The organism is Vibrio sp. Vf1514 (genome assembly GCF_052076135.1).
Lineage (GTDB): Bacteria > Pseudomonadota > Gammaproteobacteria > Enterobacterales > Vibrionaceae > Vibrio > Vibrio furnissii.
Window position 1 is genome coordinate 196,298 of sequence record NZ_CP197267.1, and the last position, 22,945, is coordinate 219,242.

Consider the following 22,945-nt stretch of genomic DNA (forward strand, 5'->3'; position numbering starts at 1 on the left):
GCACTGTAACAAATGCAGGAAATGAGCGTAAATGCGACGAAGGACGAATCCTCAATAACTTGCAACTGAGCTCTAGTTTTCAACGAAATTGTGGGGTGTTTGCAGTCAAAGGCGTGCGGTTTTCGGGCAATAAAAAACCGAGCCTCAGCTCGGTTTTTTCAAAAAGGGTCAGAACGAATTAGTTCATGCCGTATTTTTTCAGTTTTTTGCGAAGAGTACCGCGGTTGATACCCATCATGGTTGCTGCGCGAGTTTGGTTACCGCGAGTGTACTGCATGATGGTGTCTAGTAGTGGTTGTTCAACTTCAGCGAGAACTAATTCGTATAGTTCTGTCACTTCCTGACCGTTCAGTTGTGCCAAGTAGTTTTTAAGAGACGCTTTAACTGAATCACGTAGTGGTTTTTGCGTGATTTGATCTTGTGAAGTTACGGTAGTTACTGTTAAAGCTTCTGAAGTCAGATTTTGTTCGAACATATTCGGTCTAGCTCTTCTCTTAATTATGATGCAACGTTATCAAAATAACCTTCTAATGCTTCGAGTTGCAGCGGGGCTGCCTCTATGGCATTGAAGGTACGGCGAAACTCACTCGCCTGTTCATGTTCTTTGAGATACCACCCAACGTGCTTGCGCACGATGCGAGGGCCTAAATACGCTCCATAAAATTGATGCAGAGCGTTCACATGACCAAGCAGGATGTCTTTCACTTCCGAAATCGGAAGCTCAGGCATCGTGGTGCCGTTTTCCAAATAGTGTTGGATTTCCTGAAAAATCCACGGACGTCCTTGGGCAGGTCGTCCAATCATTAAAGCGTCAGCGCCGGTGTACTCCAGCACATGTTTGGCTTTCTCCGGAGAATCGATATCACCGTTAGCGATAACCGGAATCTGAATAGCCGCTTTGACCGCTTTAATGCTGTCATATTCCGCCTCACCTTTGTACATGCAGGTCCGGGTTCGCCCATGGAGCGCCAGTGCCTGAATGCCGCAGTCTTCGGCAAGTTTAGCGATTTGGACGCAGTTTTTATTGTCTGTGTCCCAGCCAGTTCGGGTTTTGAGTGTTACAGGAACATTCACTGCATTCACTACGGCTTTCAGGATGTCTTCAATGACATTCGGATAGCGTAGCAGCGCAGAACCGGCCAGCTTTTTATTCACTTTTTTCGCTGGGCAGCCCATGTTGATGTCGATGATTTGCGCACCGTTTTCAACGCTGAACTGGGCCGCATCGGCCATCAGCTGTGGATCGGAACCCGCAATTTGTACAGAGCGAATGCCCGATTCGCCTTCATGCACCATGCGGTTTCTGGACTTGTCTGTTTTCCACAGCGCTGGGTTCGAGGACATCATTTCACTGACGGCCATTCCCGCGCCATAGCGGAGGCACAACTCTCGAAACGGTCTGTCGGTGACACCAGCCATCGGTGCAACGATGAGATTGTTCTTAAGTTGATAATTTCCGATTTTCAAAACGTCTTCACAGCTTCATACCAGCAAGGGCGCGCATTTTACGCATTTTTTCGATGCGTGAAAAGACTAATATTTGAGCATTTACAAAAACATTTTGTAAATGGCCTATTTTTCAGTCAATTAGCGCGCAAAGTCTTATCTAGCCTTGTTTGCGACCCGTGATGCGGCACCATTCTTCCTTCTCAACGATCGGATCAACGTGCAGTTCGTCACGGTAATAATTGGCGACGTCTTCGGCTTGAGTGTTCAGTACGCCGGACATGGCCAGCAGGCCATTCGGCTTCATCAAGCTCTTGATGACAGGGGAGAGTTCGCGCAGTGGGCCAGCGAGAATGTTGGCGACCACGACGTCAGCCACGAGGCCTTCGGGCTGGTCTTTGGGTAGGTATACTTCAATCAGATCTTCAACGCCGTTGCGGGACGCATTGTCTTTGGATGCCAGCAGCGCTTGTGGGTCGATGTCGATACCAATCACTTTTGCAGCGCCCAGTTTGATGGCGGCAATGGCCAAAATGCCCGAGCCACACCCAAAGTCGATCACGGTTTTGCCGGACAGATCGAGTGAGTCAAGCCATTCCAAGCACAGCGCGGTGGTTGGGTGTGTGCCAGTACCAAAGGCCAAGCCAGGGTCGAGCATGACGTTGACGGCGTCTGGGTCTGGCACGTCACGCCAGCTTGGGCAGATCCACAAGCGTTTGCCAAACTGCATTGGGTGGAAGTTATCCATCCATTCACGTTCCCAGTCTTTGTCTTCAATTTGCTCAACTTTGTAGGCAAAATCGTCCGCCAGTAGGTGACTGGCGCGAATTTGGCTCAGCACCCATGAGGTATCGGCTTCGGCATCGTAGAGGGCAAGAACATCGGTATCGCCCCATAAACGTGTTTCTCCCGGCAGGGGTTCAAACACGGGCGTATCCTTCGCATCCAGGAAAGTGATCGATAACGCGCCCGTGTCGTCCATCAACATATCGCTGATGCGCTCAGCGTTTTCGTTGGTCGCGTTCAGTTTAATTTGAATCCAAGGCATTGCTCTTGCTCTCTTCAGTTCGTTCAATTGGCGCAAAGTGTAGCAGATTTGGCCCGTTTTTATAGAGGCAGTCCATTCACTCCGCGCCGCCCACAAAAATGCCCACCGAAGTGGGCATTTTCAAGGCCAAAAAGCGGGTTATTGCAGACCCAGCTTTTTCTCCAGATAGTGGATGTTGGTGCCACCGTGCTGGAAGTTCTCATCTTTCATGATCACTTGCTGCAGTGGAATGTTGGTTTTGATACCTTCCACAATCATCTCATCGAGCGCGTTACGCATCCGTGCAATCGCGACGTCACGGTTCTCACCAAAGGTGATCAGTTTGCCGATCATCGAGTCGTAGTACGCCGGTACGGTGTAGCCTGAGTAGATGTGTGATTCCCAACGCACGCCCATGCCACCTGGTGAGTGGAAACGGGTGATCTTGCCTGGGCAAGGTAGGAAGCGTTCTGGGTCTTCCGCGTTGATACGGCATTCCATCGCATGGCCACGAATTTTGATGTCGTCTTGTGTGAACGACAGCGGTTGGCCTGCTGCGATGCGCAGCTGTTCTTTGATCAAATCAACGCCTGTGACCATTTCAGTCACTGGGTGTTCAACCTGAATACGTGTGTTCATTTCGATGAAGTAGAATTCGCCGTTTTCGTACAGGAACTCAAACGTACCTGCGCCGCGGTAACCGATTTCGATACACGCACGGGTACAGCGTTCACCGATGTACTTACGCATCTCTTCAGTAATGCCTGGTGCTGGTGCTTCTTCCACTACTTTCTGGTGACGACGCTGCATTGAACAGTCGCGTTCACCCAAGTGGATCGCGCTGCCCTGACCATCGGCCAGAACTTGGACTTCAACGTGACGTGGGTTTTCGAGGTATTTCTCCATGTAAACCATGTCGTTGTTGAACGCCGCTTTCGCTTCTGCACGGGTCATGCTGATGGCATTGACCAGTTCCGCTTCGCTGCGAACCACACGCATACCACGACCGCCGCCGCCACCAGAGGCTTTGATGATCACTGGGTAACCAATGCGTTTCGCGTGTGCACGGTTTTTCACTTCATCGTTGTCCAGCGGCCCGTCAGAACCCGGTACACAAGGAACACCGGCTTTCTTCATCGCGGTGATGGCTGACACTTTATCGCCCATCAGGCGAATGGTGTCGGCTTTCGGGCCTACGAAGATAAAGCCGCTGCGCTCTACTTGTTCAGCAAAGTCCGCATTTTCAGACAGGAAGCCGTAACCCGGGTGGATGGCCACTGCGCCGGTCACTTCAGCGGCTGAAATGATGCGTGGAATGTTCAAGTAGCTATCGATGCCTTTTGCAGGGCCGATACATACGGTTTCATCCGCCAGCAGGACGTGTTTTAGATCGCGGTCTGCTGTGGAGTGAACGGCAACAGTTTTGATGCCCAACTCTTTACATGCACGAAGAATACGAAGCGCAATTTCGCCTCGGTTCGCGATGACTAACTTATCTAGCATAACTACGCGCCTCGATTATTCGATGACAACAAGTGGCTGGTCGAATTCTACGGCCTGACCGTCTTCAACAAGGATCTCGGTCACTACACCAGACTTGTCTGCTTCGATTTGGTTCATCATTTTCATCGCTTCAACGATGCACAATGTGTCACCCGCTTTCACAGTTTGACCCACTTCGATGAATGATTTTGCATCTGGACTTGGTGAACGGTAGAACGTACCCACCATTGGAGAAAGAACCATGTGGCCCGCAGGCGTTTTGGCTGCTGCTGGTGCTTCAGCGACTGGCGCTGCTGCAGGGGCTGCTACTGGCGCTGCCATTGGTGCAGGTGCAGCATACTGGATAGGTGCAACTGGAGCGACACCGTGACGACTGATGCGTACCGATTCTTCACCTTCAGAAATTTCTAGCTCAGCAATGCCTGACTCTTCAACCAATTCGATAAGCTTCTTGATTTTACGAATATCCATTGTTTCTTTCTCTTTTATCTTGTGAATAAGACAGCTCAATTGAGCTGCAGAGTGTTTGGGTTTACTTTGCTTGCAGCGCGCGAACGGCTGCCGACAAAGCGAATTCATAGCCTTGTGCCCCAAGACCGCAAATCACCCCGTGTGCCTTATCAGACAGGTAGGAGTGATGACGGAACGGTTCACGAGCATGTACATTCGATAGATGTACTTCGATAAATGGAATAGCAACCCCCAGCAATGCATCACGCAACGCCACGCTGGTGTGAGTGAATGCGGCCGGATTAATAATAATGAAGTCCACTTTGCCGTATGACTGGTGGATGGCTTCGATCAGTTCGTATTCGCGATTTGACTGAAGATGGTCCAACTCAATGCCAGCGCTTTCTGCTTGTTCTTGTAGATTCGCTACAATTTGCTCCAAAGTTTGTGAGCCGTAGTGTGCCGGTTCACGTAAACCTAATAAGTTTAAGTTTGGACCATTTAAAACCAGAATGCGTAATTTTGCTGCCATTGTGTTGCTATCTCCCTTTATTATGTAGTTATTGCGAATATTCCCATATTATCGCTTATTCGACACAACTTTTTTGTCAAAAGTTCGCGCTTTTTATTAAATTGACCAAGATTATAGCTAATTCATCGCAAATGGCAGCAATTTACTGGTCTTATCACTTTGATTGACCTTTTGCAGCATCGCATCGACTTTTTGTTAACGAATGTGAATGGATCAGGGCGCGCGGGCCGTCTGTACTGGGAGGGGCGCGGTTTTGTGCGGGGAAGGATACTGATGAAATGCTTACTAATGAGTGGCTTATCGCACGTAAAAACCAAAGCACCTTCCATCGGAAGGTGCTTGGTATGTGTGCAAATTCGCGCGAGGGTTACACCAATTGTGCTTTCTCGGCGATCAGTTTATCGACCACACTTGGATCGGCGAGGGTCGATGTGTCACCCAAGTTTCCGGTATCGCCCGTGGCAATCTTGCGCAGAATGCGGCGCATGATCTTGCCTGAACGTGTTTTTGGCAGTGCATCCGTCCAGTGCAGCACATCCGGTGTGGCGATCGGGCCAATTTCTTTGCGTACCCAATCTTTGACTTCTTTGTGCAGCTCCGCGCTGGGGTAAACACCATCGTTGAGTGTGATGTAGGCGTATATCGCTTGACCTTTAATGTCGTGCGGCACGCCCACCACGGCGGCTTCGGCGATCTTATCGAAGGCCACCAATGCCGATTCAATTTCAGCGGTGCCCATGCGGTGCCCGGACACGTTGAGGACGTCATCCACGCGGCCGGTGATCCAGTAGTAGCCATCCTCATCACGGCGCGCGCCGTCACCGGTAAAGTACATGCCTTTAAAGGTGGAGAAGTAGGTTTGCTCGAAGCGTTCATGGTCGCCATACACGGTACGCATCTGACCGGGCCATGAATCGAGGATCACGAGGTTCCCTTCTGCAGCGCCGTCAATCACTTCACCCATGTTGTCGACCAATGCCGGTTGCACGCCAAAGAATGGGCGAGTCGCAGAACCAGGTTTCAATGCCGTTGCGCCAGGCAGTGGCGTGATCAAAATGCCGCCTGTTTCGGTTTGCCACCAAGTATCAACGATAGGCGATTTTTCATTGCCGATGGTTTTGTAGTACCACTCCCACGCTTCTGGGTTAATTGGTTCGCCCACCGAGCCCATGATGCGCAGGCTGCTGCGCGAGGTGCCTTTCACCGCTTCATCGCCTTTCGCCATCAGGGCTCGAATCGCAGTGGGTGCCGTGTACAGAATGTTGACTTGGTGTTTGTCGACCACTTCACTCATGCGCGCGGTGCTTGGATAGTTAGGAACGCCTTCAAACAAAATGGTTTTCGCGCCGTTCGATAGCGGCCCGTAAATCAGATAGGTGTGGCCGGTGATCCAGCCCACATCAGCAGTACACCAGAACGTTTCTCCCGGCTGGTAATCAAAGACGTATTTGAAGGTCATGGTCGCGTAAACCAAGTAACCGCCTGTGGTGTGCAAGACGCCTTTGGGTTTACCGGTTGAGCCTGAGGTGTAGAGAATGAATAGTGGATCTTCTGCGTTCATCTCTTCTGGCGGACACACATCGGAAGCTGCTGCGACCGCATCGTGCCACCACACATCGCGGTGTTCGTGCCACGCAACCTCACCGCCGGTGCGTTTGAATACGATCACTTTGCTGATGGTTTTCACTTCTGGGTTGGTCAGCGCTTCATCGACGTTTTTCTTCAATGGTACTGCGCGGCCGCCTCGCACGCCTTCATCGGCAGTGATCACGACTTTGGAGTCGGAATCGATAATGCGTCCGGCCAGCGCTTCGGGAGAGAAGCCGCCAAATACCACGGTGTGTACCGCGCCAATGCGAGTACACGCCAGCATCGCCACGGCAGCTTCCGGCACCATCGGCATGTACAAACACACCACGTCGCCTTTGCGAACGCCTTGGGCTTTCAATGCATTGGAGAAACGGCACACGTCGCGGTGCAGTTCGTTAAATGTCAAGGTCTTATCATCGGCTGGATCATCGCCTTCCCAAATGATGGCCACGTCGTCACCGCGTTCCGCCAAGTGGCGGTCAATGCAGTTGGCGGAGACGTTGAGCGTGCCATCTTCAAACCAGCGGATATCCACATGGCCGGTATCAAACGAGGTGTGCTTCACTTGGGTGAATGGCTTCATCCAATCCACAATCTTCCCGTGCTCGCTCCAGAAACCTTCCGGATCGGAGACCGACTGTTGGTACATCGCTAAATAGGTTTCGTCGTCGGCATGGGTGTGCGCTTTGATGTTTTCTTTGACTGGATAAATGTGGGCTTCACTCATTGCATGTTCTCCTTGTGAATACAGCAAATTTCCTTTTCACACAGCGTTTCAAACACGCGGGCGGAAATTCGATATGCCTATAACTCTTAGTCAGCGGCGGTTTTTACACAATTAGACTTTAGGATGAATGGTCGATTTGTTTCGAGAAAATAGGCAGTTAAGCCGGTTTTTGAGAAGTGGATCTAAGCTTGTGCACGGTGAGGTTTGCCCACGTGTTACGAGGAATGGTGAGTCGAGGAAGTAAACGCGGGCAATTCCCCTTTGGTTAAACGCACGTAAACCAACGCCGCGGTGATGGCATCTTGCAAGGCGTCGTGTTTGTCTTGCAGCGGCAAATCAAGATGACGGCAGATCGCATCCAAGCTCAGGTCGAAATAGGCGTTGGGCAGATGTTTTTCTAGTTTGTCGTGATAGATATGACTGACTTCAATCAAGCTGTTGGGCAGCGGAAACCCCAAGTGGCGGCGGCATGCGATGTCGAGAATCTTTTTGTCGTAGCGAATGTGGTAGCCAACCAGCGGACGATTGCCGATAAACGCAATCAAGCGCGTTAAGGCGTCTTGTTCACTGATGCCATCGACTAAATCTTGATGGCGAATGCGATGAATGCGCACCGAGCCGGAATCAAGCGATTGTGGCGCACGTAGCCGCACTTCAAACGGTTGGCTGGTCAGAATGCGGTTGCCGATGATTTTCGTCGCGGCGATGGTGACCAACTCGGCCCGATTTGGATCCAAGCTGGTGGTTTCACAATCCAGCGAGACAAATTCTTGCTCGGTCGGCGCTTCAAACAGCGTTTGGTAACGGGAGCCGCGCAGCTTGTAGTGCCAGTATCGGCGGGCAATCCAATTCATGGCTTAGTCCCGAATTTGATAATGGTAGCCCAGCCATTGCTTGAACTTTTTGACCACATGCAGGCTGTGGCGCAGCAGATCGCGTTCGGCTCGGTCGAGTTGTTTTAAATCCAGCGTATTGGCACTGTGCTGGTTGCTAAGCTGTTGCGCGAGGCGCAATTTGAAGAACTGCTTCAATGCTTCACTCAGGTTGTCTCCGGTCTCTTGCTCCAACACCTTCTGTTTAACCAAGGCTTCAATGCGTTCAAAGGTGTTGTTGACGGCAATGTGGTGTTCGAGGCTCAAGGCGCGAATGCCGTGCACCAGCGGGAAGATGCCCCCTTGTTTGATATCGAGGCCGGACTTGGAGTGTTTGACATTCCCCAATAGTGTCAGCGGTACCGAGAAGTTGAGCGCCGGTCGCGTAAATTCGGTCAAAATCAGCTCCTGATCGGCCATCAATTGATGCAGGTGCGCTTTCACTGGAGCAAGTAGGTCTGTGTTGCCCGCCACCGCGTGAGCGTCGGCCATGATGGCAATATCCATCACGCGTTCGGGGCTGGCGGCTTTCACCCATTCCGTCAGTGTGTGTTTCCAAGCGGTTTGCGACTTGACCCATTTCGGATTGTTGACCATCACTTTGCCTGGGCAAAGTGGATAACCCAACTGCAATAACGTATGCGACAACTGGTTCATGACGGGCTGGCATTGATGCCACTCCAACCCATCTTTGATGATCAAGGCATTGTCCTGATCGGTTTTAAGAATTTGTTCGCCGCGCCCTTCCGAGCCCAGCACAATGAGGCAACAGTGATCGTGCAGCGCGGGAGGAACCACCAATTCAAACGCTTTTTCGATGATTTGTTCGTTGACTGCCGAAATCAGCTCCATCACAAAGCGGGTGCGTACGCCGCGGCTGAGCAGGCTTTCCACCAGTTGGCGCTGTTTATTGGAGGCCAGCGCCAGCTCATCGATGCTGGACGCGCGGGCTATCGCCAAGGTCAGCACGTGTGAATGGGTCGAAAACGCACTGAGGATTTGAATCATGTCCAGCATACCGACCGCTTGATGGCCTTCGCATACCATCAGGCGTTTGACCCGCTGGCGAGTCATCATCACCATGGCATTGAACAGAAAATCCCCTTCATCGACGTGCAGCACGGGAAAGGTGGCAATGTCGCCGACGGGGGCATCGAGTGCCACGCCGTCGAGCATCACTGCGTGCAGCATGTTGGTGCGCGTGACGATGGCATACGGATGGGCAGGGCTGTCTTGCAGCCGCGGGTCGTTTGCGTCGAGTTGCACCAAAGCGGCATCGACCCCATGGTCTTTCATTAGTTGCGTGACCGCTTGCAGCGGCTGCTCGGGTGTCAGCAGCATCGGCGCGAGATAAATCGAATGGTCAACTTTGGTCAGAATGAATTCGGCGATGTTCTTTTGCTGCTGAGCCGCTTCAATCAGCGCTTGGCGTTTCGCGAGGTTATTATCGAAGTACGCCGCAAATTGACCATTTTCATGGTACAACGCCATAAATACACTTTGGGGAAGCAGGTAACTCAGCGTATCTTCCAAAGCCACGTAATGGTGCTTGGTGCTGCCTTCAAAGATGGCTCGAACATCAAATAGATCATCGTTGGCGTAATGGGCGTAAATCTCTTTGCCGTCGGCCGCGCGCTCTTCCACGGTGCCTTTGATGAGCACATGCAGATGTGTGCAGGGTTGACCGCTGTGCAGAATCACTTCACGTTCACGAAAATAAGCCACGTCTAACGCGGCGCGTAGAGACTGTTGTTGACTGGCCGTCAGACGGTCGAACGGCGGGGACTGCATGTTGAATTTATCCGGCATGGCGCGAGCTCACCTTAGGGAATGACCTCAGGTAAGTGTGACAAATTTCTTTCGTGCCTCCAGACGACTTTGGTCTAATGGCTGCGCGCTCAACGGGATGCATGCGAATATGGAAACTTTGTGTTGCGCAAAGCCCCCTTTTTAAACCAAGGAACTCATTGCATAATACCCGCGTTTTTTTGACGGTTTCATTGTAGGATCACAAATGCTAAACCCTTCTCCTTTTGGCTGGATCTCCCAGTATTTCATCGGTTTCTTCTTTGCCTACGGTGTGTATTTGCCGTTTTGGTCGCTGTGGTTTGCGGATCAAGGCGTCTCAGCAACGGACATTGGTTTGTTGGTGGGCATTGGTTTTGCCACGCGTTGTGTGGCTAATATCGTGATTACGCCGCGTGTGCACAAAGCCGAGCATCTTTTGCCGGCCTTGCGCTGGCTGACCCTCGCAGGGTTGCTGTTTGTTGCGTTCCACTTCTTTACCGGCGGCAGTTTCTGGCTGATGGCGTTAGCGACCATTCTATTTAACCTCTGCTGTGGTCCCATCATTCCGCTGTCAGATGCGACGGCCAACTATTACGCCAAGCGCAACATGCTTGATTATGGTCGTGCGCGTTTGTGGGGCTCGGTCGCCTTCATTGGCGGCTCGACCGTGGTGGGATTTCTTGTCGCGCAGTACGGCGCGAGCATGATTCTCTACACCGCACTGTTTGGCCTGCTGGTGTGCTGGCTTATCAGCTTGAGAAACACCAAACCGATGCCGGTGACTGAGCACCATGAAGCGGCAGAACGCTTGAAACTGACGGCCTTGCTGCGTGAATGGCCAGTGGTGAAATTTCTGCTGTTGATGGCACTGATTCAGGGTAGTCACGCCGCATACTACAGCTTTAGCTCGATTTATTGGAAAGAATCTGGCCACTCAGAAGATGTGATCGGCTATTTGTGGAGCTTGGGGGTGGTGGCTGAAGTGCTGGTGTTTGCACTGAGCAAACGTCTGTTCTCCGGTTGGAGCCTGCGCACTCTGTTTGTTATCGCGTCACTGGGCGTGATGGCGCGTTGGGGATTGACGGCATCGACCACTGCGATTGTGGCGTTGGTGGCGATTCAACTGCTGCACGGCGTAACCTTTGCGATGTCTCACATTGCTGCAATTCAATACATTCAGCATGCGCCGCAGAATAAGATGGTGGCGTTGCAAGCGTTGTACAACGCCATTCCACTGGGCGCGGTGATTGCTTTGATGACCACATTGAGCGGTTGGGGCTACGAACATTGGGGCGCGTACGTGTTTTGGGCGATGGCGGCCATGGGTCTACTGGCGCTGTTGGTGAAAGTGGATGAGCCCGAATCGAACGTGGCCCTGCCGAAAGCGGAGCCTGAAGCACAGATTTAATGCTGCTTGATTGAGCAATCCGCTCATCCTCTGTTTAATAAAAGTCTCTTCACGGCGCCTTAGGCGAGGAAGGGACTTTTTTATAACTGCGGAGCAGCCACAAGGATAAGTCATGCAAGGATGGTTAGTGATACCGGTGTCGCTCGTGTATCTGGGCGTATTGTTTTTAATTGCTTGGTATGGCGATCGGCAGACGCGTTGGTTGGCGAAATGGCGGCCGTGGATCTACAGCTTGTCGATTGCGGTGTATTGTACGTCGTGGACCTTTTACGGCACGGTGGGACAAGCGAGTGCCAACCCGTGGTCGTTCCTACCGATTTATATTGCGCCGATTCTGGTCTTTGCCTTTGGCTGGCGCATCCTTGCGCGTTTGATTCTCATCGCCAAACGCGAACACATCACATCGATTGCTGATTTTATCGGGGCACGCTATGGCAAGTCACAAGGCTTGGCGGTGGCGGTCACGCTGATCGCGGTTGCGGGGATTCTGCCTTACATCGCTTTGCAGCTACGCGGTATTACCATGGGGCTGAACATCGTCGCCCCGGATCTGCGTGAGCAGTTCGGCTACCAGGACGATCACGTGTCTTGGTTTGTGGTGCTGGCGTTGGCACTGTTTACCATGCTGTTTGGTACGCGGCACATTGATAATACCGAACATCACCGCGGCATGATGATGGCGATTGCGTTTGAGTCCATCGTCAAGCTGGTGGCGTTTTTGGTGGTCGGGCTGTTTATTCTGTTTCTCGCGTTGAGTCACGACAGTGTGAATCTGATGGAAACTGTTCGCGCCACTTATGAGGCGCCTAATTGGCCGACGCTGTTTGTACACACGGTGCTGACGATGATTGCCATCATCTGTCTGCCACGTCAGTTTCATACCATGGTGGTGGAGAATGAACGCGCGCAGGATCTGCATACCGCGCGTTGGCTGTTCCCGATGTACCTGATTTTGATGGGGCTGTTCGTGCTGCCGATCGCTTGGGTCGGGCAAAGCTTGCTGAGTGGCACATCGCCCGATACGTTTGTCATCAGTGTGCCGATGTCGGTTGGCGCCGAAGACATTGCGTTGCTGGCTTTTCTTGGTGGCACCTCAGCCGCGTCAGGCATGGTGATTGTCTCCACCATTGCACTGGCGATCATGGTGTCGAACGACTTGGTGATGCCTTTGCTGTTGCGCCGTATGCGTTTGTCGCAGCGCAACCATCGTCATTTCTCGGGGCTTTTGGTGATCATTCGCCGTACGCTGATTTTGTTGCTGTTACTGGGGGCGTGGGGATTTTATCTCGCCCTCGATACCATTCCGTCGCTGTCGGCGATTGGTTTCCTCTCGTTTTCGGCCATCACGCAGTTTGCTCCGGCGCTGATCGGGGGCATGTATTGGCGTGAAGGGAACCGCAAAGGGGTGTATGTGGGCCTCGCGGTAGGGTTTACGCTGTGGCTGATCACCTTGATGACCACCACCAACATGTTGGCTGGCGATGAGCAAAGCAACGTTTTGTTATGGCTCGTCACGCCGCCGGATGTGCTTGCCAACTGGGGGCTGAAAAATTCCGACTGGGGCATGATCCTCAGCGTGTCACTCAATGCGCTGTGTTATGTGCTGGTGTCGTGGGGGACGCGTTCAAGTTTAAGCGAACGGTTGCAATCGGCCGCGTTTGTCGGTACGCCGCTGCCTGAAAACGAAAACATGAGCCTGTATCAAAGCCGAGTGACAGTGGGTGAGTTGGAGATGTTGGCATCGCGCTTTGTCGGTCGCACGCGAGTACGCGCAGCGTTTACGCAGTATTGGGGCCAGCAACGCGAAATGTTGATGCCCAACCAACAAGCGCCATCGACCTTAATTCGCCACACCGAGCGGGTGCTGGCGGGGGTGTTTGGCGCCTCGTCGGCCAAGTTGGTGCTGACCTCGGCGTTGCAAGGGCGCAACATGCAGCTTGAAGAGGTGGCGACCATTGTCGATGAAGCCTCGGAGCTGTACGACTTTAGTCGCGGTCTGCTGCAAGGTGCCATTGAACACATTGGTCAAGGCATTGCTGTGGTGGACAAGCAGTTGCGTCTGGTGGCATGGAACCAGCGCTATTTGGAGCTGTTTGATTTTCCGCCGGGCTTGATTCAGGTCGGGCGACCGATTGCTGATGTGATTCGTCACAACGCCGAGCAAGGGTTATGTGGCCCCGGTGAACCGGAAGATCATGTGCGCCGCCGCGTGTATCACTTGGAACAAGGAACGCGTCATACGTCTTCGCGGGTTCGCCCGGATGGCCGCGTGATTGAAGTGCAGGGCAATCCGATGCCCGGCGGCGGGTTTGTGATGAGCTTTACCGACATCACCGTGTTCCGCGATGCCGAGCAGACGCTCAAAGAAGCCAACGAGAATCTGGAAGAGCGCGTCCTTGAGCGTACTCGTGAACTAGAAAAACTCAACAAACAGTTGGTTGCCGCCACGCAGCGTTCAGAACGTGAATCGCAATCTAAATCCCGTTTTCTGGCCGCGGTCAGCCATGACTTGATGCAACCGCTCAATGCCGCGCGTCTGTTTGCGTCGTCTTTGGCGGAAGTGGCGCAAGAGGATGAAGTCAAGCGCCTGTCGCACCATATCGAAAGTGCCTTGAGTGCGGCGGAAGACTTAATTGGTGATTTGCTGGATATCTCGCGCCTCGAGTCCGGCAAGCTTGAAATTCATCCGCAGAGTTTTGCGATCAAAGATGTTCTGACCAACCTTAATGCGGAATTCAGCGCGCTGGCGCGCCAGCAAGGGGTGGATTTCAGTATGGTGCCGTCGTCATTATTTGTCCGCTCGGATCCCAAATTGCTGCGCCGCGTGGTGCAGAACTTTTTGACCAATGCGTTTCGCTACAATCCCAAAGGCAAAGTGCTGCTTGGCGTGCGCCACTTACAAGGCAAAGTGCGAATTGATGTGTGGGACAATGGCATTGGCATTGAGGAAGATAAGCAGCAGGAAATTTTTGAAGAGTTCAACCGTGGGGGACAAGTGCGTTCTGACCAAGGTCTGGGACTTGGACTGGCGATCTCCAAAGGGATTGCGCATGTGCTGGGACATGAGATCGCCATGCGTTCTTGGCCGGGACGCGGCAGCGTGTTTTCGCTGACGCTGGAACAAGCACAGCCGGTGGTGCACGATGCACCGATTGTGACGACGGAGGCGGTGTCTGACCTCAGTTATTTGCGGGTGCTGTGTGTCGACAACGAAGAGGACATTTTGGTTGGCATGTGCGATCTGCTCGAACGCTGGGGGTGTGAAGTTAAAACGGCAACCGATCTCGTGAGCAGTTTGAAAGCGCTCGACAATCAGTGGATTCCGGATGTGATTCTATCGGACTATCGACTCGACAATGGCCGTACCGGGTTAGAGGTGTTGCAGCAATGCCGTTTGCGTTTGGGCGACTGTTTTGAAGGTATCATCATCAGCGCGGATCGCAGCGCAGATATTCTCGATGGCATTAAATCTAATGGTTTTGGTTTTATTGCTAAACCGGTGAAGCCCATTAAACTGCGCGCCATGCTCAATCGGGTGGGGTGAGTGGTATTCCCCGTTGGCAATAAAAAACGCCCTTGAACGGGCGTTTTTTTACAGGGTTTGAATCGTCAGTGGCCAGCCGATGTCGGTTTGGCGGTTGGCTTCCAATTCGAGCTCTGCGTGCGTGAGTGGATTTTGCGCCAGCCACGTTGCATCGAGATTGACCGTTAGTTTGTCGCCATCGGCGTGCAAGGTCACTTGCGGCTCGAGCGCCACATTGCGGCGATGGCTAAGCAGTACGGCAAGACGGAACAAGCGCAACACACGTTTGCCACTGGTGCCGGAGAGCGCATATTGCTCTGGCAGCGAGGTCAACTGCTCGCGGTAGCGGCGTGCCAGCTCTGCCAGAAAATGCTTTTGCGCGCGCGTGTAACCCGGTAATTCAAGGTGATGAAGTAGATAGGCGCTGTGCTCGCCACCTTTTTTATAATCGATCGACAGCCCGATTTCGTGCAACTGTGCCACGCTGCGTAGCAGCATTTCGGCTTGTGGTTCGGTGATCCACGCTTCGCCACCGCATTGCATCAGCAACTTACTGGCTAACGTCGCCACTTGTTCCCCGTAGGCGGTGTCAATTTGGTAACGATGTTGAATGCTGGCGATGGTGCGGGCACGAATATCGTCCTGACGCAGACCTTCAACCATTTCGTACACCAAGCCTTCGCGCAGGGCGCCGCCAGCCAGTGTCATCGCATCGATGTCGAGTGATTCGAAAATCGCGATCAAAATGGATAATCCGCTTGGAAATACCAGCGCACGTTCCAGCGTTAAGCCTTCAATGTCCAGTTCTTCCAAGTGATCAGCCAGCATCGCTTGCTTTTGCAGGCGTTTGAGTTTGGCCAGCGTAATCACTTCATCCATGCCTTGCGCCAACATGATTTCTTGCAGCGCTTGCACAGTGCCGCTGGCACCGACACACACATTCCACCCCAATTGCGTGTACTGTTCCAAAATCGGATTCAGCATCTGCTTGGCGGCGTGAATGGCATTGTTGAAGTTGGTGGCGTTCAACTGACGATCTTTAAAGTGGCGCTCCAACCACGTCACGCAGCCCATTTTCAGGCTGGTCAGTGCTTTGGCTTCAAACCCTTCTCCGATGATCATTTCGGTACTGGCACCACCGATATCCACCACCAGTCGGCGGCCCATGCCACCAGACGTGTGTGCGACCCCTTTGTAGATCGTGGCCGCTTCTTCTTCGCCGGAGATCACCTCAATGGGATGACCGAGAATGGCGTTGGCTTTGGCCAGAAACACCTCGACATTCGTGGCGGTACGCAGCGTTGCGGTGCCCACAATACGAATATTCTCATCAGGAATATCTTGCAGGCGTTCGGCAAACAGGCTGAGACAATCCCAGCCTCGTTGCATCGCTTCTAAACTTAACGCATTGTGTTCATCCAAACCGGCAGCTAAACGCACTTTGCGTTTGATTTTCGCCATGGTTTGAACGCTGCCATCAATATGGCGCACAACCAACATGTGAAAGCTGTTCGACCCCAGGTCGATCGCAGCATACAGCGGTGAAGAAACGGCTTGACTCATAGACGGCTTACGAATCCTTGTTCTGACGCGGACGAGGTGCGCGCGGGCGGCGTTGAGATTTACGGTTGCCGTTGTTGCGTTGGCCGCCAGTATTGGTACGGCGTTGTTGCGATGAACGCATGGTCAGCGCTTTTGGCAGATCCGTCAGCAGAGCGGATGGGTCATATTCAGATGTCGGGATTGCATGTTCGATGTACTCTTCGATGCCCGGCAGGTTGATTGCGTACTCTTCACACGCAAAGCTGATCGAATGACCGCTGGCACCAGCACGACCGGTTCGGCCGATACGGTGAACGTAGTCTTCACAATCGTCTGGCAAATCGTAGTTAAACACGTGCGTGACCTGAGGAATGTGCAGTCCGCGCGCGGCTACGTCGGTGGCAACCAATACGTCTAGCTCACCTTTGGTAAATTGCTCAAGAATGCGTTCACGTTTTTTCTGCGGCACGTCACCGTTCAGCAGACCCACGCGGTGACCATCGGCAGCCAAGTGGCCCCAGATTTGCTCACAACGGTGCTTGGTGTTGGCAAAGACGATCGCGCGATCCGGCCATTCTTCTTCAAGCAGCGTTTGCAGCAATGCCATCTTGTGTTCGTTCGATGGGTAGAACAGCTCTTCTTTAATACGGTGACCGGTTTTTTGGGTTGGCTCGACCACCACGTGCTCAGGATTGTGCATGTGTTCGAACGCCAGCTCTTGCACGCGGTAAGACAGCGTTGCTGAGAACAGCATGTTGAGACGGTCTTTCGGCTCCGGCATACGACGGAACAAGAAGCGGATGTCTTTAATAAAGCCAAGATCGAACATACGGTCGGCTTCATCCAGCACCACAGCTTGAATGTTGTTAAGGTTAAAGACGCGCTGTTTGTAGAAATCGATAATGCGCCCAGTTGTGCCGATCAGCACATCCACGCCGTCTTGCAGTTTTGCCAACTGTTTGTCGTAGCTTTCACCGCCGTAGGCAAGGGCTGCTTTAATACCGGTGCTGGCAATCAGAGGCTCGGCATCGTTATAGATCTGAATCGCCAATTCACGGGTCGGCGCCATAATGATCGCACGAGGTTGCGTTGGCTGACGACCTTCAATTTCTGGCGTAGTCAATAAATGGTGGAAAGTAGCAGTAAGAAACGCGAGCGTTTTACCAGTCCCCGTTTGGGCCTGGCCTGCGATGTCTTGGCCGGTGAGCAGTACCGGCAACGCCAAGGCTTGGATAGGGGTGCAGTATTCGAACCCTTTTTTCTCCAATCCTTCAACAACTTGCGGATGTAAACCGAAGTCGGCGAACTTTTGCTCTGTGATATGCGTCTTTTTCATAGGTATAGAATATCAGCTTAGGCTTGCAATACGGAAGTAAATACATTCCAATAGAGCATCTATTTACTGGTTAGTATGCAACCAGTTCAGAAAAACACATTGGAGTGGAAGATGAGTGATAAAATTTTGCAGCTTTCTGATGAAGGTTTTGAGAACGATGTGATCAAAGCTGCAGGCCCAGTTCTTGTTGATTTTTGGGCAGAATGGTGTGGTCCTTGTAAAATGATTGCGCCAATTCTTGATGAAATCGCAGACGAGTACGAAGGCAAACTCACTATCGGTAAACTGAATATCGACCACAATGCGGGAACACCGCCTAAGTTTGGTATTCGTGGCATTCCAACGCTTCTTCTGTTTAAAGATGGTAGCGTTGCAGCAACCAAAGTTGGTGCGCTATCTAAGACTCAACTGAAAGAATTCTTAGACGCGAACCTATAAGGGAACGCCTTGAAACCGTACATAGCAATATGTGCGGTTTTGTTTTTGGTAAAAAACATTTTCTAGACTAGGCTAATATTTAGTGCTAGTTTATCGCACGTTAATTAGACAAATGTTCACTTCTTGGTCAATCCTGCGACCAAATCCATCTTAACTAGAAAACAGATCCTATTTTGACTAAACAAGTATCCACCACAATGAATCTAACAGAATTGAAGAACAGACCTGTGTCTGATCTTGTGAAGCTTGGTGAGAGCCTGGGCCTTGAAAACCTTGCGCGTCTGAGAAAACAAGACATTATCTTCTCCATCCTCAAAGCACATGCGAAAAGTGGTGAAGACATATTTGGTGACGGGGTCTTGGAAATTCTTCAAGACGGTTTTGGTTTCCTACGCAGTGCAGACAGTTCATACTTAGCAGGTCCTGACGACATCTACGTGTCACCGAGCCAAATTCGTCGCTTTAACCTGCGCACGGGTGACTCGATTGCCGGGAAAATCCGTCCGCCTAAAGAAGGTGAGCGTTACTTTGCACTGTTAAAAGTGAACACAGTTAACGACGACAAACCTGACAACGCCCGCAACAAAATCCTTTTCGAAAACTTAACACCTCTACATGCTAACGAACGTATGGTGATGGAACGTGGTAATGGCTCGACAGAAGACATTACAGCGCGAGTTCTCGATCTGGCAGCACCAATTGGTAAAGGTCAGCGTGGTCTGATCGTTGCTCCGCCAAAAGCGGGTAAAACCATGCTGCTGCAAAACATTGCCCAAAGCATTGCCAGCAATCACCCAGAATGTGTCCTGATGGTTCTTCTGATCGACGAACGTCCAGAAGAAGTGACCGAGATGCAACGTTTGGTGAAAGGTGAAGTGGTTGCTTCAACTTTCGATGAGCCAGCATCACGTCACGTACAAGTGGCAGAAATGGTGATTGAGAAAGCAAAACGTCTGGTTGAACACAAGAAAGACGTTGTGATTCTGCTGGATTCGATCACCCGTTTGGCGCGTGCATACAACACCGTTGTGCCTTCATCAGGTAAAGTATTGACCGGTGGTGTGGATGCAAACGCATTGCATCGTCCAAAACGTTTCTTCGGTGCGGCGCGTAATGTTGAGGAAGGCGGTAGCCTAACCATCATCGCTACTGCGCTGGTGGATACCGGTTCGAAGATGGACGAAGTGATCTACGAAGAGTTCAAAGGTACAGGTAACATGGAACTGCACTTGAACCGTAAGATTGCTGAAAAACGTGTTTTCCCTGCGATCGATTTCAACCGCAGTGGTACGCGTCGTGAAGAGTTGTTGACGAAGACCGACGAGCTTCAGAAGATGTGGATTCTGCGTAAGATCGTTCACCCAATGGGCGAGACCGACGCGATGGAATTCCTCATCGACAAATTAGCGATGACCAAAACCAACGACGAATTCTTTGACGCCATGCGTCGTCAGTAAGAGTTCAACGAATAAAAAAACACCACCCATTGGGTGGTGTTTTTGTTTGCATTCTCGCCACGAACCGCCCACAATGGCTAAGAATGTTAACAGGAGGTTAATATGCAACACGGAATGTTGTTTACACTTCTCCTCTCTCTTTCACTCTGGGTGGTGCCCGTGTCGGCGGTAGAAATGGTGCCGACAGTGCGTCAACAATTGTTGCACGATCATCAGTTGCAACAAAAAGTGGCGGAACTGGTCGAAATGGCCGTGAAAGACGATACCGATGCGTTAAGCTTTGCCTTGCAACGGCTGGCTTTGCCACAGCAGGAAGCCGTGCGCTATCTGTTGCTGCAACATCTCGAGCAAAGTCGACTGATTTTGTCCCCCCGGATGGTGAATTTCGTCGACGCTCAGCGCCATGTCGCACCGGTGTATCAAGTGCTGGAAAAAGGCGAAGGCTATGAATTTTCTGTCCCGGCGTTTGATTATCCGGGGATTGCGAATCGCTTGATTAAACGCTGGAATCAAGATCAGAGCGTGCTCGACTTTGTGTTGAAAGCCGAGCGCTACGAACTGAACTTGCGTCAATGGTTGTCGGGCAATGAACATCAAGTGCAAGCGCGAGAAGCGCTATTGATGCGCGAATTCAACAGCCTTTCTCCAGAGGCCGTCAAAGCGTTAACCGATCAACTGACGCAGGCTGCAGTCACCAGTTGGTTGCCTTCTTCGACGGTGATGGTACGCATGGCGCAAGTCAGTGAAGATCCTCAAGTGTATAAGTTGTTGTGGCTCATGCGCGCCGACTTCCATGTCGAACAAGAGTTGGATCGCCTGGCAAAGCAGGGCGATACGTTTGCCTTGCAACAAATCATGGCGGCCGTCGATAACCCCCGTTTGAAAACGAAAGCGCTCAAAGAACTGACGCGCACCAAACCGATGACTGATGAGGTGAAAACGTTTCTGGTCGATCGACTCGGAAATTCGGACGAGGCACCGATCGTCGCCCAAGCGCTGGCCGATCAGGGGTATCAGTCGTGGTTGAAAGAAATTCTGCTCAACAATCGACAAGTGAAAAGCCATGCCATTTTGCAGGTCCTCACACAATAAGCGCGCATCACTCAAGCAAAACCGTAAAAGAGGAACCGAGAGTTCCTCTTTTTGTTATACTGCGCGCAGATTAATCAATGAGCAGAAGCCCTATGAGTTTTAAGGATTTACGCGATTTTCTTGATCATCTGGACAAGCATGGTCAGCTGAAACGCATTACTCACCCGATCGACCCACATTATGAAATGACGGAGATTAGCGACCGTACGTTACGCGCGGGCGGCCCTGCTTTGTTGTTTGAAAATCCGATTGGATCTGAGATTCCGGTATTGACTAACTTGTTTGGTACACCTGAACGTGTCGCCATGGGCATGGGGCGTGAACAGGTTCAAGACTTGCGTGAGGTCGGCAAATTATTGGCTTACCTGAAAGAGCCGGAGCCACCGCGCGGTTTTAAAGATGCGCTCGACAAACTGCCGGTATTTAAGCAAGTTCTCAATATGCCGGCGAAGCGACTACGCCGCGCGCCGTGCCAAGATATCGTGTGGCAAGGCGACGCAGTCGATCTCGATAAAGTGCCTGTGATGAGCTGCTGGCCGGACGATGTCGCCCCACTATTAACTTGGGGATTGACCGTGACGCGTGGCCCCAATAAGAAACGCCAAAACTTAGGGATCTACCGCCAGCAAAAAATTGGCAAGAATAAAATCATCATGCGTTGGTTGGCGCATCGTGGTGGTGCACTTGATTTCCGTGACTGGATGGAAACGCATCCGGGCAAACCTTTCCCAGTTTCTGTTGCGTTTGGCGCTGATCCAGCCACCATTTTGGGGGCGGTGACGCCGGTGCCGGACACGTTGTCAGAATACGCTTTTGCTGGGTTGCTGCGTGGCAGTAAAACCGAAGTGGTGAAGTCCATCAGCAATGATTTGGAAGTCCCCGCCAGTGCTGAAATTGTGTTGGAAGGGTACATCGACCCGAACGAGTACGCAGACGAAGGGCCGTATGGCGATCACACCGGCTACTACAATGAAGTCGAACGCCATCATGTGTTTACCGTGACGCATGTGACGATGCGCAATCAACCGATTTATCACAGCACATACACTGGGCGTCCGCCTGATGAACCGGCGGTGCTCGGTGTGGCACTCAACGAAGTCTTTGTCCCGATTCTACAAAAACAATTTCCTGAAATTACTGATTTCTATCTGCCACCCGAGGGGTGTTCCTATCGAATGGCGGTTGTGACCATGAAGAAACAATACCCCGGGCACGCGAAGCGCGTCATGATGGGCGTGTGGTCGTTCTTGCGTCAGTTCATGTACACCAAATACGTGATTGTGTGCGATGAATCCGTCAATGCTCGCGATTGGAACAGTGTTATTGCGGCCATGACGGAGCACATGGAGCCGATGCGTGATACCTTGATGATTGAACATACGCCCATAGATTCGCTGGACTTCGCTTCGCCAGTGGCTGGGCTGGGCTCAAAAATGGGCATGGATGCAACCCGAAAATGGCCAGCAGAGCTGGCGATGTCGGATGCTGAACAACAGCGCGCGCATGTCGCGATCACTGGCGCTGAGATTGACGCGTTTAAATTGCAGCAACCACTGGTGCGTGAGGTGTATCTACCTTGTGCCGCGAATAACCGTTTTGCATTGATTGACATAAACAAAACACAAGTTGGTGAAACGCAAGCGGTGATGGCGTCAGTATTGGCCTTCCTTGAGCCGTATGCTGATGTGAAATTTGTGGTGCTGTGTGACGGTGATGTCAATATCCGCGACTGGCATGACATTATCTGGGCCATCACTACCCGAATGGATCCGGCCCGTGATACTGTGCGTATACCTGCTCAAAACGGACGAGTGTCAAAACTTGTTCTGGATGCCACCAACAAGCTTGAAAGTGAAGTCCAACGAGAGTGGGGGACGCCGATTAAGAAAGATCCTCAACTGGTCGCGAAAATCGATGCGATTTGGGACGAGTTAAGTATTCTATGACTTACACTGTACGTTTGCTTCCGAGCAATATTCAGTTTGAAGTCGAAGAAGGGCAAACGGTGCTGGATGCTGCGCTCAACCAGCAGATTTCATTTCCTCATCGTTGCCAAGTCGGTGCGTGTGCCGCGTGCCTGTGCCGCAAAGTCGAAGGTAAGGTCAGTTACCAGCTTGAACCTATGCTCACAGAGAAAGAGCAAGCTCAAGGATGGATCTTTCCCTGCCAAGCCTTCGCAGAAAGTCATTTAGTACTTACTTTTGCAGAGTAAGT

The 22,945-nt window shown here is 51.8% G+C and carries 18 protein-coding genes; 7 read left to right on the plus strand and 11 right to left on the minus strand.

The window, feature by feature from the left end; genetic code table 11:
• Positions 1-178: 178 nt before the first annotated feature.
• The 9 genes from fis to ACS18Q_RS00950 all read right to left on the minus strand — a co-directional run bounded on the left by fis (position 179) and on the right by ACS18Q_RS00950 (position 9,956).
• Positions 179-475 carry a DNA-binding transcriptional regulator Fis gene (gene fis / locus ACS18Q_RS00910; protein ID WP_000462885.1) on the minus strand — a complete coding sequence of 99 codons (297 nt, stop codon included), beginning with the start codon at positions 473-475 and terminating at the stop codon, positions 179-181.
• Between the two features lie 23 nt (positions 476-498).
• Positions 499-1,467 carry a tRNA dihydrouridine synthase DusB gene (gene dusB / locus ACS18Q_RS00915; RefSeq protein WP_038152525.1) on the minus strand — a complete coding sequence of 323 codons (969 nt, stop codon included), beginning with the start codon at positions 1,465-1,467 and terminating at the stop codon, positions 499-501.
• Between the two features lie 139 nt (positions 1,468-1,606).
• A complete protein-coding gene (prmA, locus tag ACS18Q_RS00920) occupies positions 1,607-2,494 on the minus strand; it encodes a 50S ribosomal protein L11 methyltransferase (RefSeq protein WP_014203994.1) in 888 nt (295 codons plus the stop codon).
• A gap of 138 nt (positions 2,495-2,632) precedes the next feature.
• Entirely contained in the window at positions 2,633-3,976 is a 1,344-nt protein-coding gene (accC, locus tag ACS18Q_RS00925) for an acetyl-CoA carboxylase biotin carboxylase subunit (protein WP_004728332.1), read from the minus strand.
• A 15-nt stretch (positions 3,977-3,991) separates the two neighbouring features.
• Complete coding sequence (gene accB, locus ACS18Q_RS00930) at positions 3,992-4,447, minus strand: acetyl-CoA carboxylase biotin carboxyl carrier protein (RefSeq protein ID WP_004728333.1); 456 nt, start codon at positions 4,445-4,447, stop codon at positions 3,992-3,994.
• A gap of 61 nt (positions 4,448-4,508) precedes the next feature.
• Complete coding sequence (aroQ, locus tag ACS18Q_RS00935; protein WP_004728334.1) at positions 4,509-4,958, minus strand: type II 3-dehydroquinate dehydratase; 450 nt, start codon at positions 4,956-4,958, stop codon at positions 4,509-4,511.
• Positions 4,959-5,325: 367 nt separating this feature from the next.
• Positions 5,326-7,275, minus strand: a complete 1,950-nt coding sequence (acs, locus tag ACS18Q_RS00940; RefSeq protein WP_004728335.1) for an acetate--CoA ligase — start codon at positions 7,273-7,275, stop codon at positions 5,326-5,328.
• A gap of 215 nt (positions 7,276-7,490) precedes the next feature.
• Positions 7,491-8,129: a 3'-5' exonuclease gene (locus tag ACS18Q_RS00945; protein WP_441257275.1), complete on the minus strand. Its 639-nt coding sequence runs from the start codon at positions 8,127-8,129 to the stop codon at positions 7,491-7,493.
• Positions 8,130-8,132: 3 nt separating this feature from the next.
• Positions 8,133-9,956, minus strand: coding sequence for a DUF294 nucleotidyltransferase-like domain-containing protein (locus ACS18Q_RS00950; RefSeq protein WP_441257276.1), 1,824 nt, complete (start codon positions 9,954-9,956; stop codon positions 8,133-8,135).
• Positions 9,957-10,161: 205 nt separating this feature from the next.
• Between ACS18Q_RS00950 and ACS18Q_RS00955 the strand changes: the two genes are divergently transcribed.
• Both ACS18Q_RS00955 and ACS18Q_RS00960 read left to right on the plus strand, forming a co-directional pair.
• Positions 10,162-11,343, plus strand: coding sequence for a 3-phenylpropionate MFS transporter (locus ACS18Q_RS00955; protein WP_055466812.1), 1,182 nt, complete (start codon positions 10,162-10,164; stop codon positions 11,341-11,343).
• 112 nt (positions 11,344-11,455) lie between these two features.
• On the plus strand, positions 11,456-14,887 hold the full coding sequence (locus tag ACS18Q_RS00960; RefSeq protein ID WP_441257277.1) for a hybrid sensor histidine kinase/response regulator: 3,432 nt from the start codon (positions 11,456-11,458) through the stop codon (positions 14,885-14,887).
• A 48-nt stretch (positions 14,888-14,935) separates the two neighbouring features.
• On the opposite strand, the gene gppA is transcribed toward ACS18Q_RS00960, so the two are convergent.
• Complete coding sequence (gene gppA / locus ACS18Q_RS00965; RefSeq protein ID WP_014203989.1) at positions 14,936-16,429, minus strand: guanosine-5'-triphosphate,3'-diphosphate diphosphatase; 1,494 nt, start codon at positions 16,427-16,429, stop codon at positions 14,936-14,938.
• Between the two features lie 7 nt (positions 16,430-16,436).
• The gene (gene rhlB / locus ACS18Q_RS00970; protein WP_004728343.1) at positions 16,437-17,744 is read right to left on the minus strand and encodes an ATP-dependent RNA helicase RhlB; all 1,308 of its coding nucleotides are present in this window, start codon (positions 17,742-17,744) and stop codon (positions 16,437-16,439) included.
• A gap of 111 nt (positions 17,745-17,855) precedes the next feature.
• Here rhlB and trxA point away from each other — a divergent pair, with 111 nt between their 5' ends.
• The 5 genes from trxA (at position 17,856) to ACS18Q_RS00995 (ending at position 22,943) form a co-directional block, all read left to right on the plus strand.
• On the plus strand, positions 17,856-18,182 hold the full coding sequence (gene trxA, locus ACS18Q_RS00975; protein WP_004728344.1) for a thioredoxin TrxA: 327 nt from the start codon (positions 17,856-17,858) through the stop codon (positions 18,180-18,182).
• 197 nt (positions 18,183-18,379) lie between these two features.
• Positions 18,380-19,639 (plus strand): transcription termination factor Rho, encoded by a 1,260-nt coding sequence (rho, locus tag ACS18Q_RS00980; RefSeq protein WP_038152528.1) that lies wholly within the window; start codon positions 18,380-18,382, stop codon positions 19,637-19,639.
• Positions 19,640-19,741: 102 nt separating this feature from the next.
• On the plus strand, positions 19,742-20,731 hold the full coding sequence (locus tag ACS18Q_RS00985; RefSeq protein WP_441257278.1) for a hypothetical protein: 990 nt from the start codon (positions 19,742-19,744) through the stop codon (positions 20,729-20,731).
• Between the two features lie 92 nt (positions 20,732-20,823).
• Positions 20,824-22,677, plus strand: a complete 1,854-nt coding sequence (gene ubiD, locus ACS18Q_RS00990; protein ID WP_441257279.1) for a 4-hydroxy-3-polyprenylbenzoate decarboxylase — start codon at positions 20,824-20,826, stop codon at positions 22,675-22,677.
• The gene (locus tag ACS18Q_RS00995) at positions 22,674-22,943 is read left to right on the plus strand and encodes a 2Fe-2S iron-sulfur cluster-binding protein (RefSeq protein WP_441257280.1); all 270 of its coding nucleotides are present in this window, start codon (positions 22,674-22,676) and stop codon (positions 22,941-22,943) included. Before ubiD ends, ACS18Q_RS00995 begins: the two co-directional genes overlap by 4 nt.
• Positions 22,944-22,945 lie beyond the last annotated feature (2 nt).